Origin of the sequence: Methanococcoides mangrovi (genome assembly GCF_052057775.1) — an archaeon.
Classification (GTDB): domain Archaea; phylum Halobacteriota; class Methanosarcinia; order Methanosarcinales; family Methanosarcinaceae; genus Methanococcoides.
This window is the reverse complement of record NZ_CP195121.1, coordinates 1856136-1870780: the sequence shown is the minus strand read 5'-3', so window position 1 is coordinate 1870780 and position 14645 is coordinate 1856136. Positions and strand designations below refer to the sequence as shown.

At 44.6% G+C, this 14645-nt stretch carries 11 protein-coding genes and 1 tRNA gene; 8 read left to right on the top strand and 4 right to left on the bottom strand.

The features are described 5' to 3' along the window. Position 1 precedes the first annotated feature (1 nt). Positions 2 to 1333 carry an aspartate--tRNA(Asn) ligase gene (aspS, locus tag ACR3I3_RS09320; RefSeq protein WP_440951984.1) on the bottom strand — a complete coding sequence of 444 codons (1332 nt, stop codon included), beginning with the start codon at positions 1331 to 1333 and terminating at the stop codon, positions 2 to 4. A gap of 395 nt (positions 1334 to 1728) precedes the next feature. Here aspS and ACR3I3_RS09315 point away from each other — a divergent pair, with 395 nt between their 5' ends. The 6 genes from ACR3I3_RS09315 (at position 1729) to ACR3I3_RS09290 (ending at position 9300) form a co-directional block, all read left to right on the top strand. Continuing rightward, on the top strand, positions 1729 to 2337 hold the full coding sequence (locus ACR3I3_RS09315) for an ASCH domain-containing protein (RefSeq protein ID WP_440951983.1): 609 nt from the start codon (positions 1729 to 1731) through the stop codon (positions 2335 to 2337). 312 nt (positions 2338 to 2649) lie between these two features. Then, on the top strand, positions 2650 to 4554 hold the full coding sequence (gyrB, locus tag ACR3I3_RS09310; protein WP_440951982.1) for a DNA topoisomerase (ATP-hydrolyzing) subunit B: 1905 nt from the start codon (positions 2650 to 2652) through the stop codon (positions 4552 to 4554). Positions 4555 to 4565: 11 nt separating this feature from the next. Next, positions 4566 to 7073 carry a DNA gyrase subunit A gene (gene gyrA, locus ACR3I3_RS09305; RefSeq protein WP_440951981.1) on the top strand — a complete coding sequence of 836 codons (2508 nt, stop codon included), beginning with the start codon at positions 4566 to 4568 and terminating at the stop codon, positions 7071 to 7073. Between the two features lie 55 nt (positions 7074 to 7128). Next, the gene (gene pdxS, locus ACR3I3_RS09300; protein ID WP_440951980.1) at positions 7129 to 8025 is read left to right on the top strand and encodes a pyridoxal 5'-phosphate synthase lyase subunit PdxS; all 897 of its coding nucleotides are present in this window, start codon (positions 7129 to 7131) and stop codon (positions 8023 to 8025) included. A gap of 37 nt (positions 8026 to 8062) precedes the next feature. Further along, positions 8063 to 8659 (top strand): pyridoxal 5'-phosphate synthase glutaminase subunit PdxT, encoded by a 597-nt coding sequence (gene pdxT / locus ACR3I3_RS09295; RefSeq protein ID WP_440951979.1) that lies wholly within the window; start codon positions 8063 to 8065, stop codon positions 8657 to 8659. Positions 8660 to 8895: 236 nt separating this feature from the next. Continuing rightward, the gene (locus ACR3I3_RS09290; protein WP_440951978.1) at positions 8896 to 9300 is read left to right on the top strand and encodes a pyridoxamine 5'-phosphate oxidase family protein; all 405 of its coding nucleotides are present in this window, start codon (positions 8896 to 8898) and stop codon (positions 9298 to 9300) included. A gap of 12 nt (positions 9301 to 9312) precedes the next feature. Here the strand turns inward: ACR3I3_RS09290 and ACR3I3_RS09285 are convergent, their stop codons facing one another. Continuing rightward, positions 9313 to 9624 carry a helix-hairpin-helix domain-containing protein gene (locus tag ACR3I3_RS09285; RefSeq protein WP_440951977.1) on the bottom strand — a complete coding sequence of 104 codons (312 nt, stop codon included), beginning with the start codon at positions 9622 to 9624 and terminating at the stop codon, positions 9313 to 9315. An 80-nt stretch (positions 9625 to 9704) separates the two neighbouring features. Between ACR3I3_RS09285 and ACR3I3_RS09280 the strand changes: the two genes are divergently transcribed. Both ACR3I3_RS09280 and ACR3I3_RS09275 read left to right on the top strand, forming a co-directional pair. After that, on the top strand, positions 9705 to 10301 hold the full coding sequence (locus ACR3I3_RS09280) for a DNA-3-methyladenine glycosylase I (protein WP_440951976.1): 597 nt from the start codon (positions 9705 to 9707) through the stop codon (positions 10299 to 10301). A 65-nt stretch (positions 10302 to 10366) separates the two neighbouring features. Further along, positions 10367 to 10439: transfer RNA gene (locus ACR3I3_RS09275), tRNA-Asp, on the top strand. Between the two features lie 113 nt (positions 10440 to 10552). Here the strand turns inward: ACR3I3_RS09275 and ACR3I3_RS09270 are convergent. Both ACR3I3_RS09270 and ftsA read right to left on the bottom strand, forming a co-directional pair. After that, the gene (locus ACR3I3_RS09270) at positions 10553 to 12760 is read right to left on the bottom strand and encodes a PAS domain S-box protein (RefSeq protein ID WP_440951975.1); all 2208 of its coding nucleotides are present in this window, start codon (positions 12758 to 12760) and stop codon (positions 10553 to 10555) included. Between the two features lie 469 nt (positions 12761 to 13229). Continuing rightward, positions 13230 to 14543 carry a coenzyme F390 synthetase gene (gene ftsA / locus ACR3I3_RS09265; RefSeq protein ID WP_440953782.1) on the bottom strand — a complete coding sequence of 438 codons (1314 nt, stop codon included), beginning with the start codon at positions 14541 to 14543 and terminating at the stop codon, positions 13230 to 13232. Positions 14544 to 14645 lie beyond the last annotated feature (102 nt).

Below are 14645 nucleotides of genomic sequence, written 5' to 3'. Positions count from 1 at the left end.
ATTAAGGTGACAGTCGCCTCCTGTCCCTTGGGAACAGTACAGTGTCACGGATGTTCTCGACACCGAGCATGGTCATAACAAGACGCTCACAGCCGACACCCCATCCTGCGTGTGGTGGCATACCGTACTTGAATGCACGGAGGTAGAACTCGAAGCCGTCAGGGTTGAGGCCCTGTGACTCGATCCTGTCCCTGAGCATGTCATGGATGTGGATACGCTGTGCACCGGAGGAAAGCTCCATTGTCCTGTGCATCATGTCGAATGACTTGGAGATAAGCGGGTCGTTCTCGTATGGCATAGCGTAGAACGGCTTGATCTCGGTCGGCCAGTCAGTGATGAAGTAGTGTGATTCGCCGGTCTCTTTGAACACATGCTCACCGATGGTGTGCTCTGCCTGTGTACCAAGATCGTCTCCCCACTCGAGCATTTCCTCGCCCTTTGCATTGACGATGTCAACAGCCTCGCTGTATGGTACCTTCATGAATGGTGTCTTCGGGACCTCAAGCTCGATACCAAGAGCCTCAAGGGAAGCTGCTTCGTTCTCGATTACCTGCTCATAGACATAAGCGATCATGTTCTCGAGGATCTCCATTACATCGAAGTGGTCCACGAAGCTTGCCTCGATATCGATGGATGTTGCTTCATTAAGGTGCCTGCGGGTGTCGTGCTCCTCTGCCCTGAAGATGGGGCCGATCTCGAATACCCTGTCAAGTCCTCCTGACATCAGGATCTGCTTGAAGAGCTGAGGGCTCTGGTTCAGGAATGCTTCCCTGTCGAAGTATGTGATAGGAAAGAGTGATGTACCACCCTCGGTAGCTGTTGCCACGACCTTAGGACTGGATGTCTCGATGAATCCCTCGTTCGAAAGGAAGTTCCTCACTGAACGGAGGACCTCATGGCGGATCTTGAAGATAGCTGTGGTCCTCTCACGCCTGAGGTCAATGAACCTTGAATCAAGACGTGTGTCAAGTTCAGCATCGACCTTTCCTGTGGTGTCCATTGGGAGTGGTGATTCTGCCTCGTTGAGAAGCACGATCTCTTCAGGGATGAGCTCGTATCCGTTCGGAGCTTTGTCTTCAGGCTTTGCAGTACCGGTAACGGCCACAACAGATTCACGTACCAGTTTTCTTGCAGTATCGAAGAGTTCCTTATCGATCTTCTTCTTGACAAGTGTCACCTGTGCCCTTCCGCTACGGTCACGGACAACCAGGAAACAGATGCCTCCAAGGTCCCTTACTTCGTGTACCCATCCGCAGACGGTGACCTTCTCATCACCGATCGTTTCCGGGTTGATCTGTGAAGTATAGTGTGTTCTCGGGTTTTCTAATGCCATTTATTCACCTTACAATATTATCAAAATGATATGTATCGCGCTTTATGACGCTTTTGATAAGCCTGTTAGTATATAAACTATTCTTGTACTCTAAAATGCATCCATCTAAATATACCTAACTATTGGAATTGCAGGTCTGCCGTATATGCCTGCGGATAGTTATTCCTGTTATGCTCTAAAAGGAGATATCTTTTTGAACGACACATTGGTCCTTCTACTTATGTCGGTGTCTCTACTTCCCGATAATCATAAATTATATATAAAACCGAGTAGAAGAGGGGTTTAATATAAAGTATATATTCAGTATACATTCAATATATTTCCTGACAACTATCAGGACAGGCTGCTGAAAAAGAATAACTGTGGCAGTGTAATGCATCAACATGGTGAATAAGATGGTTCATGAGCAGGTTTCAACAACTGTGGACATAAGAGTACCTGGTAAATGGGATGTCGTCGTTACTCCCAAAGATCCTTCCTACTTTGATCGTTTTTTACCCGATACACATCAGCAGGCCACTCTTACTGAATGTGGAATTGACCTTGTTGATGAACATGCATTACCTTACCCGAAGATCCATGTCCTTGCAATAAGGCAGCCCTGGGCAACACTGGTCATACGTGGCCTGAAGGATATCGAGGTGCGTTCAAAGAACACAGGTATCAGGGGCACAATAGCGATATATGCAAGCAGGACTCAGATCAGGAAGAAAGACCTGAAGTGGGTGAGCGAGAACTATAACATTCCTGCCGAACATCTTGAGGATCTCCCCACCGGGAAGATAATCGGGACCGTGAACCTCGTAGAGTGCAAGGAGTATGAATCTGATTTCCATTTCAAACTTGACCGGAACAGGCATTTAAACCCGGAAGAGAACTATTCAAGCAACATCAAAGGGTGGTTCTTCAAGTCTCCCAGGCCGATCGAACCTGTAAATTACAAGTTCAACGGTGAGGTGGTCTGGAGCCTGGCAGATACTGAGCTCCTCAGGCAGACAGCCTGACCCTTTGCCATGGTTTCTATCGTATGAACTGTATTTTTTGTGTTCAAATCTTCCTATTTCTGATTTTGATATTGCTCGAATTGCGGTCTTCTATGTATATACGGATATCCGGACTTTCTGTAAATGGCAGTGTTAATCATACCTTTAATATACATGTAATGCATACTAAGTGCAGATTATTCAGATCATAAAATCAATATCTGCTAAATTCAAAATAAATTAATTCATTATGTGTTTTTAACTGCAGACATCATTTACAGGATAAATGATCTTATTTAAGGGTGAAAGCCACATCACATGGAGAAAATCGCGATGAGTGAAAGGCAAGATTATGATGCGACCCACATTCAGGTTCTTGAAGGGTTAGAAGCGGTACGCAAGCGGCCCAGCATGTATATTGGAAGTGTAGATACCAGAGGACTTCATCACCTTGTGTATGAGATAGTTGACAACAGTATCGATGAAGCACTTGCAGGGTTTTGTAATTCCATAGATGTGTCCATAAATTCGGATGGTTCAGTTACTGTTGTGGACAACGGTCGTGGAATACCTGTGGGTCCTCATCCGAAATACAAGAAATCAGCTCTTGAGGTCGTACTCACAATACTGCATGCAGGTGGTAAGTTCGACAAGAGCAACTATAAGGTATCCGGTGGTCTCCATGGTGTCGGTGTATCCGTAGTTAACGCCCTTTCCGAGTGGATGGAAGTTGAGGTGAAGCGTGACGGTAAGCTCTATTACCAGCGATATGAGCGCGGTACGCCGGTGGCTGATGTATCCGAGATCGGTGAAGCAGAAGGCACGGGGACAAAGAGCACTTTCATGCCGGATTCTGCGATCTTCGAGACAACCAAATTCGATTACAGCACCCTTGTGTCAAGGCTCAGGGAACTTGCATTCCTGAACAAAGGCATTCGTATTACAATCACAGACTCAAGACAAGAGGAACTGGAACAGGATGTGTTCGAATATGAAGGAGGTATAGTCTCCTTTGTCGAGCACCTGAATATGAGCAGGACACCTCTGCACAAGGACCCTATCTATTTCGAGCGTGAAAAAGATAGTACCATCGTTGAGATCGCCATGCAGTACACCGACAGCTATGGCGAATACGTATATTCTTTTGCTAACAACATCAACACGCATGAAGGTGGAACACACCTTGTCGGATTCAAGACAGCACTTACACGCGTTGCCAACGACTATATCAAGAAGAACAATATCGTAAAAGGCGATGAAAAGCTCACAGGTGATGATATCCGTGAAGGGCTTACTGCCATTATCAGCGTGAAGCTTACAGAACCACAGTTCGAAGGTCAGACAAAGACCAAGCTCGGTAACAGTGAGCTTAAGGGTATCGTGGATTCCATGGTCTCGGAGGGACTTGCCGAGTACATGGAAGAGAACCCGAAGGTTGCAACAGTTATCTTCCAGAAGGCACTGGATGCCAGGCGTGCAAGAGAGGCTGCCAAGAGAGCCCGTGAGCTTACCCGAAGGAAGAGCGCCCTTGAGGTCAGCACACTTCCAGGCAAGCTTGCAGACTGTTCCGAGAAGGACCCCACAGTAAGTGAGATCTATCTTGTAGAAGGAGATTCCGCAGGCGGTTCTGCAAAGCAGGGACGTGACCGTAAGTTCCAGGCGATCCTGCCGTTCAGGGGTAAGATCATCAATGTGGAGAAGGCACGTCTTGCAAAGGTCCTGAAGAACAATGAGGTCCTCTCGCTCATTACCGCCATGGGTACCGGGATCGGAGAGGACTACAACATTGAAAAGGCACGATACCACAAGGTCATCATCATGACCGATGCTGATGTTGACGGTGCTCACATAAGGACCCTGATACTTACATTCTTCTTCAGGTACATGACCCCGCTTATAGATGCCGGTTATGTCTATATTGCCCAGCCCCCGCTGTACAAGATCAAGAAAGGAAAGAAAGACTATTATGTCTATTCCGACAGGGAAAAGGTGGCAAAACTTGATGAGATCGGTGAAAAAGGAACCAGCATCCAGAGATACAAAGGTCTTGGTGAGATGAACCCTGAACAGTTGTGGGAGACCACAATGAACCCTGATACAAGGACATTACTTCAGGTGAGCATGGAAGATGCAGTGGCTGCGGATGAGATGTTCTCTATCCTCATGGGAGACGAGGTCGCACCGCGTAAAGCGTTCATACAGAAGTATGCGAAGGATGTTGTCAATCTGGATATATGAGGTGAGATGAGATGGCAGATGATAATATTAATAATGGTCCGGCAGACGAAATGACGGAAAATGATGCACCTCTTGATATCCGGCCTACGGACACAGGCGAGAAGATCGTTCCTGTGCTCATACAGGAAGAGATGAAGAACTCGTATATCGATTATGCAATGAGCGTCATTGTGGGAAGGGCTTTACCAGATGCACGTGACGGTCTCAAGCCGGTTCACAGGCGTATCCTGTATGCCATGAAGGAAGCAGGCATCACATATGATAAGGCATACAAGAAGTCCGCCCGTGTAGTGGGAGACGTTCTTGGTAAATACCACCCGCATGGTGATGCTGCAGTATATGATTCCCTTGTAAGGATGGTACAGGACTTCTCCTTAAGGTATCCGCTTATTGACGGTCAGGGTAACTTCGGTTCCATTGATGGTGATTCCGCAGCTGCAATGCGTTACACCGAGGTCCGTATGGACCGCATATCCAACGAGATGCTCTCAGATATCGACAAGGAGACCGTGGATTACAAGCCGAACTATGACGGTTCCCTGCAGGAGCCTTCAGTGCTTCCTGCAAAGATTCCTAACCTTCTCATTAACGGTTCTACAGGTATTGCGGTGGGAATGGCGACCAACATGGCTCCGCACAACCTTGGCGAGGTCATCGATGCCACACTGAAGCTGATCGATGATCCGGAAACAACGATACAGGAGCTTATGCAGATCGTAAAAGGTCCGGACTTCCCTACCGGCGGTACAATTCTGGGCAAATCGGGTATTAAGTCTGCATACGAGACCGGACGCGGGCCTATTAAACTGCGTGCAGTGACAAACATCGAGGAAATGAAGAACGACAAGAACCGCATTGTCGTGACCGAACTTCCTTACCAGGTCAATAAAGCCAGGCTTATCGAGAACATTGCAGAACTTGTCAGGGATAAAAAGATCGTTGGCATATCCGATCTTCGTGATGAATCTGACAGGGAAGGCATACGCATCGCTATTGAACTTACAAGAAACACCAATCCTCAGGTCATCCTGAACCAGCTTTACAAGCATACCCAGATGCAGACCACATTTGGTATAATCAATCTCGCACTGGTAGATGGTGTTCCAAGGGAACTTACCCTCAAGGAAATTCTCCAGATCTACCTGGAGCACAGGATAGAGGTTATCCTCAAGCGTAGCCAGTTCGACCTCAGGAAGGCCGAGGAGAGGGCACACATACTCAAAGGTCTGCTGATCGCACTTGATCACATAGATGAGGTCATCAGCCTGATACGCGCTTCAAAGACCGTGGAAGACGCAAGGAATGGCCTGATGGAAAAGTTCGGTCTGGATGAGATACAGGCAAAGGCTATCCTTGATATGCGTCTCCAGAAGCTCACCGGTCTTGAAAGACAGAAGGTCGTTGATGAACACGAAGAGCTTCTCAAGGTTATTGAGGACCTGAAGGACATCATAGCCAGCGATGAAAGGAAATATGTGATCATCAGGGAAGAGCTTCTGGAGATCCGCGAAACCTTTGCAGATGAACGCAGGACAAAGATCACAGTTTCTCATGTGGAGATCGAGGATGAGGACCTTATTCCCGAGGAAGACGTTGTTGTTACCATCACGAACCACGGTTACATCAAGAGGATGCCTGTTGACACCTATAGCCAGCAGCACAGGGGTGGAAAGGGTGTCATTGGCATGGAGACCAAGGAAGAGGATTTCGTCGAGGATATCTTTGTGACATCTACCCACGATTATCTTATGTTCTTCACCAACCGCGGAAAGGTATACTGGCAGAAGGTCTATGGTATCCCGCAGGGAAGCAGGCAGTCCAGGGGTAAGGCTATTGTCAACCTGCTTGAGCTTGCAGAGAATGAATATATCACCGCAATGATCCCTGTAAAGGAATTTGATGATGACAGATACCTGTTCATGGCAACCAGGCTCGGTACGGTAAAGAAGAGCAGCCTGTCTGATTTCAGCAACATAAGGAAGGCAGGTATCATTGCCATCAACCTTGATGAAAGCGATGAGCTTGTCAATGTGGCACTTACCGATGGCTCAAAGGAAATTGTGATGGTCTCAAGACATGGAAAGGCGATCAGGTTCTCCGAGGAGGATGTACGTTCAATGGGAAGGGCTGCAAGAGGCGTACGCGGTATGAAGCTTGCGGGCGATGATATTGTTGTAAGCCTTGATATCGTGGACCCGGAAAGCAAACTTCTCACAATAACCGAGAACGGATATGGAAAACGTACTTCCTTTGATGAGTACCGTGAAATGAGGCGTGGAGGTCAGGGTGTGATCACCATCGTCACCAGCCTGCGTAATGGACCTGTCATAAATGTGAAGGCCGTGCACGAGGACGATGAGGTCATGATAACCAGCTCTGAAGGTATCATCATAAGGATACCTGTGAAAGATATCAGGTCACAGGGAAGGAACACACAGGGTGTTAAAATAATGAATGTGAAGCCTGGCGACAAGGTCGTGGGTGTTGCAAGAATCAAGAAAGAAGATGACACGAACTAAACACTTTTAACCATTGACTATATTTAGTACACTAAATCAACAGAAGGATGATCATATGGAACTCGAAAAATTACGACATGGTACCGAACTTATCAAGCGCGGTTTTGCAAAGATGCAGAAAGGCGGCGTTATTATGGACGTTACAACTCCTGAAGAGGCAAAGATCGCTGAGGAAGCAGGAGCTGTCGCAGTTATGGCACTCCATGCTGTACCTTCCGACATCAGGAAGGCAGGCGGTGTCGCAAGGATGGCAGACCCACAGGTAACTGCCGATATCATTGAAGCAGTAACAATCCCTGTTATGGCAAAGGCAAGGATCGGCCACTTCGTTGAAGCTGAGATCCTTCAGGCACTTGGCGCTGACATGATCGATGAGTCAGAGGTCCTCACACCTGCTGATGAGCACTTCCACATCGACAAGACTGAGTTCACAGTTCCTTTCGTATGTGGTGCACGTAATCTCGGAGAAGCACTCAGGAGGATCAACGAAGGTGCAGCTATGATCCGTACAAAGGGCGAGGCCGGTACCGGTGACGTCAGGGAGGCTGTACGCCACATGAAGCAGATCATGGGCGAGGTCAGGACACTTCAGGGCATGACCAAGGAAGAGCTTATCATGTACGCAAGAGAGATCGAAGCACCTATCGAGCTTGTAATGGAGACTGCAGAGATGCAGCGTCTTCCTGTTGTGAACTTCGCAGCCGGCGGAATTGCAACCCCTGCTGATGCAGCTCTCATGATGAGACTTGGCTCTGACGGTGTATTCGTCGGTTCAGGTATCTTCAAAGCAGAGAACCCACCACTGATGGCAAAAGCTATCGTTGAGGCTGTCAACAACTATGACAACCCTGAAGTGCTCGCAGAGATCTCAAAGGGTATCGGCGCAGGCATGAAGGGAATCAGTGTAGATTCCATTCCTGAAGAACAGGTTCTCCAGACACGCGGCTGGTAACCTTTTCCATTTCTTTCTTTTTTTACGGTGTTGAATTATGCGTATAGGTGTTATCGCTATTCAGGGCGATGTTTCTGAACATGTTGAATCTGTGGAGAAGGCCCTCGCTGAGCGCGGGGAGATCGCTGAGGTCGTAACCATCAAACACAAGGGCATAGTACCTACCTGCGATGGTCTCGTATTCCCGGGTGGTGAAAGCACAACTCTTGGTCGCCTGATCCTCAGGGAAGGTATTGCCGAAGAGATCAAGGAAGCAAAGGAGAAAGGCATTCCGATATTGGGTACCTGTGCAGGTCTGATCCTTCTTGCAAAGAAAGGTGATTCACAGGTTGAGAAGACACACCAGTATCTTCTGGGACTCATGGACATCAAGGTCAACAGGAACTCCTTTGGAAGACAGTTCGAATCCTTTGAGATCGACCTCGATGTATCCGTACTGGACTCACCATACAACGCGGTCTTCATCAGGGCACCGGCAATCCTTGAAGCTGGTGAGGATGTAAAGGTCCTTGCAAAGATCGATGACAAGATCGTTGCAGCAGAGCAGGACAATGTCCTGGCACTGGCATTCCATCCTGAACTTACCGAGGACATGAGGATACACCAGTATTTCCTTGACAAGCTTTTTAATTAAGGCAAAAATTAAACAGAATGTTATGGGAACAGCACTGATGTGTTGTCTTCATGAACATCTTCATTCTTTTTTCTTCAACTTCATTTATCTTCTAGGAGTGGCCATCCAAAATTCCTTGCTAAAAAAGATTCTGGTAAGGGCAAGATGGAACAAATAAGAAATTCTTATTAAGGTATAGCGTGTTTTCTCTTTAGGTCTCGGAAGAGATCCTAATATCGATTAAAATGGTGATTTACATGGTCAAACTTACAGAAGATATGAAGGAAGCATTTTCAAAGGTAAAGATTTTCCCATTTGCAACAGCATCAAAGGCAGGAATGCCAAATGTGATACCTATAGGCATGTGCCAGCTGGTGGATGATGAGACGATCTGGATCACGGACAACTACTTCCTGAAGACCAGAGAGAACATTGATGAGAACCCTGTGGCATCCATCTTTGTATGGGGTCCTGAGGTCGGTGCCTGCTTCCAGATCAAGGGAGATATCGAGGTCAAGACCAGTGGCGAGGATTACGAGAAGGCCTATGCTGATGCAAAAGCAAAGGGCGACAGGTTCCCCGCAAAAGCACTCATAGTCATGAAGATCACCGAGGTCTTCGAATGCAAGTCCGGTGACGATGCCGGAAAGAAGATCATTTGAGCACAAAATCTTTTATTTTCCTTTTTTCCACTTTTCTCTTTTTTCCATATTTTTGTCGGACCAGTTCCACCATTTTAACAGCTCAGGCTCATGGTCCCTGTGGGATGCATAATAGACCGCTTCCCTGAATCCGTATAATACGCACCTGTCAATGTGCCTGCCTTTTAGTTCAGTTAGTTCAAAATACATTAACTCAGGGTCCTTACATTTAAGGTCGGAGATGGAGTTTATTCCCAAATCCCAGAGTTGTTCTGCTGACTTCTTTCCAAATCCCGGTATTTGCATTAACTCTTTTAATATTTCTTCCTTTTTCGATCCTTTCACTTTAATCCCCTTCGAACCTTTTGATCTCCTATAGAATTTCCTGAAAGAATCTATAAAAGCGTTCACATCTATTTGAAAATATGAATCTTCGTTGTGAGTGGGCAAATACAAACGACCTTGAAATGCAGTATCATGACACTCAATGGGGAGTTCCTGTTCACGATGACGGGGTTCTTTTTGAATTTCTGATACTGGAAGGTGCTCAGGCAGGTCTGAGCTGGGATACTATTTTAAAAAGAAGGGACGCTTACAAAAAAGCCTTTGATGATTTTGATTTTTATAAAATTGCAGCCTATGATGACGCAAAGGTCGAGGAATTGATGCAGAACAGAGGTATCATACGTAACAAAAGAAAGATCCTCTCTTCTATAAAGAATGCCAGGTCTTTCATTGAAATAATAGATGAATTTGGATCATTTGACAAGTATATCTGGGGTTTTGTAGACTACAGGCCTGTGCAAAACTTTTTCAGTTCGCTTGATGATATCCCGGCAAAGACAGAGTTGTCTGAAAAGATAAGCAAGGACCTGAAGAAAAGAGGATTTTCATTTGTTGGTCCAACCATAGTTTATGCGTTCATGCAGGCAGTTGGCATTGTCAATGATCATCAGATCGGGTGCTTCAGGTACGAAGAATGCAGGAAAATGGCTGATGAGCAAGTAAACAAAACACTCTAAAAATGCGATAGTTTTATATGTATTCACGCGTTTTAGGTGTGCTCATAACAGCAATCAGTCGCAATGTCCGAATAGTGTAGAGGCCTATCATGGAGCCCTGTCGAGGCTCCGACCCGGGTTCGAATCCCGGTTCGGGCGTATAATGTTTACCAGCAGTTAATGCTGGTAAATAATTATCGAGTTTCATTTTTTAAAATATCTTTTTTCATATGATCTAAATTTAGTGGCAACTACCTTAAATGTAAAATTAATTAATTGAATGTGCTTTCGGAATCAATTGGCATAGTAAATCCAAAAGTACTTCCTTTTCCAACTTCACTTTGAACCCAGACCTCTCCACCATGCATTTCTACAAACTTTTTAACTAGAGTAAGTCCCAATCCAGTTCCCCTTTGCTCTCTTGTTTCATGATTATTAACTTGTTGAAATGGTTGGAATAATTCTTTCATGTTCTCTTCAGATATTCCAATGCCAGTATCGATAACATCAATTTGTATCATGTTGCTCACGGGACGGGTCTCGATGGTTATCGTGCCTTTTTCTGGTGTAAACTTCAGAGCATTGCTTACAAAATTGTAGAGTATTTGTTTAAATTTCATCTTATCCACTTTTATTGTGGCAATATCTGTGTTGACATTTGCCAGAATATCAATGTTTTTGCTCGATGTTAGGGGCATCAAAGTGGTTCTTACATCATCAATAACATCATTTATAGAAACCTCTTCAATATTAAGCTCCATCTTAGAGGCTTCTATTTTAGATAGATCAAGTGTGTCGTTTATGAGCGCTAAAAGATGTTTTGCACTTTCTAAAATAGTCCCAACATAGTTTTTCTGTTTCTGGTTGAGTTCTCCAAAGTTTTGCAAGTAAAGCAAATCTGCATATCCAATAATAATGGTTAGAGGTGTGCGCATTTCATGACTCATGGTGGATATGAATTCACTTTTGGCACGGCTTGTAGCTTCAACTTTTGTTTTTTCTATAAACAATTTTTCATTTATTTTACGTTCAGTGATATCTCTAACGATCGACATGGCAGCAGGCCTGCCTTCATATTCAATAAGCGATGAGCTATATTCAATTGGAACCTTGCTGCCATCTTTGCAGATTCCATAAAGTTCAAACTTATCTGGAAAGACCTTACCGTATTCAAACCTCTCTTTCTCTCTTTGCTGTATCCATTTTCTGGATTCTTTCGCGACAAATTCTAAAGATGATTTTCCGATAATTTCCTCTTTCGTGCGACCGGTAATTTCTGCAGCTTTAGAATTCGCATATTTTATCAGGCCGTCCTGGATAATAACAATTCCATCGTTTCCGTTTTCCACAATTTTGGAGTATTTTTTTTCCGATTCTTTTAAAGCCACTTCTGCTTTTTTACGATCGGTAATATCTTGCACCAAGGCCATGACACAGAATGAATTATTTCTAGAACTATGTAGCAAAACAGCAGAAGCATGTCCCCAGACAATCGAACCATCCTTGCGAACAAAACGCTTTTCAAAATGTAAATACTGTCGTTTCCCTAATACAAGTTCTTCAAAGAAAGAGCGTACATCTTCCCGATCATCAGGATGAATTGGATCAAATGCAGTTAGTTGTAAAAGTTCATCTTCAGAGTAACCAAGGAATTGCCATAAGGCTGAATTAACTTGAAGAATATTACCATCCGAGGAAAATACTGCCATTCCAGCGGCAGAATATTGGAACATAGATCGAAACTTTTCTTCACTTTCCTGTAAAGATTCTTCTGTTTTCTTACGCTTGGTAATGTCTCGTGAGATGCCAAGAATAGTCTTTTTCCCCATATAATCAAGAAGTCGAATATTAACCTCAACCGGAATTGTAGAACCATCCTTTTGATTGTGAACTGTCTCGAAAAGAGTATGTTCGTGCTGGATCAAGCGATTGATCCGATCCTCTACCTGTGCTACATCATCAAAAGAATCTATGTCCTGTGGTTTCATTTGAAGAAGTTCACTTTGGGTGTAGCCTAGTTGATCGCAAGCTACCTTATTTACTTCCAGGAATTGGCCATTAAGGTCAGCTAAATAAATTGCATCATTGGCATTTTCAAATAGAGTTCTGAATTTGTTTTCTGATTCTTTAAGCTCTTTATAAGTTACTATCAAGTCCTCATAAGCATTTTGCAATTTAGCAGTGCGTTCTGCAACCTTTTTCTGGAGATGTTCGTTTTGATCTTGTAATTTTTCAATGAGCTGTTCGCGTTCGGCCAATTGAAGGACAACAAGCAAATCTGTTTGAATTGCTTCCTTGAATTCAAATATTAATTCTGCATAAGATGTAGCCTTTGGATTATCTTTAACATCAAGCACACAGATCGTACCGAATATTTCACCATCTGGCCATTCAATTGGATAACCAAGATAATAGATCATCCCTAATTCAATATCTGGATTGTGATCCCATTCAGCATCCTTTAAGGCATCAGCAACCAAAAGTAGTCTGCGCTACTTCATAACAGTTTCACAGTAAAGTCCAGTATTGAGGTCTGCTCTTTCTCCTTTCTCATATGGATTTTCCTTCGTTGCACTCGATAGAAATACCTCTATTTGCGGAGGATTAACCTTCATGATCAGTCCAGCAGGTACACCGGTAACCCTGGCCATCTGATCTACTATTCGTTGCCATTTAGAAACGATTTCATCTGGAATTTCAGGTTTTGTAGTGTGCTACATTCTCATAATTTCCCCTATTTTAGAATCCCTATCTTAGAAATTGTGCATCCGGGAATAGTCCTTAAATATCCTTTGATCTTTTAGTTCCCCCGACATATGAGATCAATTTGTATAATGGAGTTTTGTAAAAAGTAAATTGTAACTCATTTGTATATATACTTAAGTCATTGTCAGCTCCTAAGATATTTAAATTTCCAGTAGGAAAAGTATATATGCTTTTTGAAATAGGTCATCTTCGATCGATCACTCTTTTCGCCCTTCCTTTCAGCTTATATAATTCAAGATCACCCGGTACTGTCAACTTAATGTTAACATCCAGATCTCCATTATCATAAAGGTCTTTGGTTCCTGTTATTGTGCTAAGGAAGCCTTTGAGGAAATTCTCCTCAATAACAGACCTGTCACAGGTTTCCGGCTCCATACATTCCATCCTGACTTCCAGGATCGATATTCCATCCTTATCCTCATAAAGGAAAGCTTCATACTCTCCTGTCAGGTATTCCATGTTTTCCCTCTGGAAAACGCCTCTTTCTACATTCACACGGTTAAAGGGGGATTCGGATACCCAGAATGTCTCAGCCTCTCTTTCAGGAGTAACGATCCTCATATGTGTCCTTCCACAGGCACACTTTCCTCTTGACTGAACCACAGTTGTGTCCTCGGTGTCGTAATTTATCAGGAGGCTTCCGCATTTTTCTCCCGGGCTCAGGAGGGTCGTCAGAACTATCCGGCCACATTCTCCGTCTTCGAGGAACTCCTTTCTGTATGGGTCATAGACGTCAAGGTGGACAAGATCTTCCGGAACATGGAGTCCGTTCTGCTCCGTGCATTCTCCGCACATCGTTCCTTCGGTGCTACCATAGGTATTGTACACAGGACAGCCCCATATCTCTTCCAGGTAGCTTCTGCTTTCCTCAGCAAAGCTTTCTCCTCCCACTACCAGCTTTTCGATGCTTGTGTCTTTTGGATCAATTCCCTCACTTTTTAGCCTTCTTGCAAGCCTTAAAAGTTTGAAGACACTGGCAACAATTCCTGTGGGCCGGTAGCTTTCAAGGACACGTGTCGGAAAGACACACTTTCCTTCAGGTATCACAGCCATGCCGATGTTTCTTGCAGAAAGTGTCATTGTATTGGCACCCACGTTCATCCCATAGGATGCACACATAATAATCCTGTCTTCTTTTCCGAATCCCTGTGAGCTGAAACTGCGACTGTACTTCTCAGCATAGCGAAGCCAGTCTTCCCATGTGAGGAAGAATGCCTTGGGAGTGCCACTAGTACCGCTGGTCTCATGGATCGTAAAGACATCTTCCCACCCTACACTCTTAAAGTTAAAATCACTGGTCTTGGGAGGCTGGTTGTTCCTTATTAGTTCGCCTGAGACCAGTGGAAGTTCCAGCAGATCCCCATGGTCCCTTATGCTCGAAGGTGAGATATCATGCCTTTCGAACCATTTCCTGTAAAAGGAAGAATGCTTTACAGCGTAGTCTATCGTATAGCGTAGCTTTTCTTCGACCAGGGCATCAAGGTCTCCCCTCTCCATGGTCTCTATCTCTTTATTGTAGTACTCCCCACTCAAATTGTTCACCCCTTGGTTTCACTGGTCAACTGATCTTCATTGACAGTATTTTGGTTTTTTTTGTTG

Excerpts from the sequence above, each read along its gene's own strand:
- aspS (WP_440951984.1), bottom strand. The coding sequence starts at position 1,333 with ATGGCATTAGAAAACCCGAGAACACACTATACTTCACAGATCAACCCG.
- ACR3I3_RS09315 (WP_440951983.1), top strand. The coding sequence starts at position 1,729 with ATGGTTCATGAGCAGGTTTCAACAACTGTGGACATAAGAGTACCTGGT.
- gyrB (WP_440951982.1), top strand. The coding sequence starts at position 2,650 with ATGAGTGAAAGGCAAGATTATGATGCGACCCACATTCAGGTTCTTGAA.
- gyrA (WP_440951981.1), top strand. The coding sequence starts at position 4,566 with ATGGCAGATGATAATATTAATAATGGTCCGGCAGACGAAATGACGGAA.
- pdxS (WP_440951980.1), top strand. The coding sequence starts at position 7,129 with ATGGAACTCGAAAAATTACGACATGGTACCGAACTTATCAAGCGCGGT.
- pdxT (WP_440951979.1), top strand. The coding sequence starts at position 8,063 with ATGCGTATAGGTGTTATCGCTATTCAGGGCGATGTTTCTGAACATGTT.
- ACR3I3_RS09290 (WP_440951978.1), top strand. The coding sequence starts at position 8,896 with ATGGTCAAACTTACAGAAGATATGAAGGAAGCATTTTCAAAGGTAAAG.
- ACR3I3_RS09280 (WP_440951976.1), top strand. The coding sequence starts at position 9,705 with ATGAATCTTCGTTGTGAGTGGGCAAATACAAACGACCTTGAAATGCAG.
- ftsA (WP_440953782.1), bottom strand. The coding sequence starts at position 14,543 with ATGGAGAGGGGAGACCTTGATGCCCTGGTCGAAGAAAAGCTACGCTAT.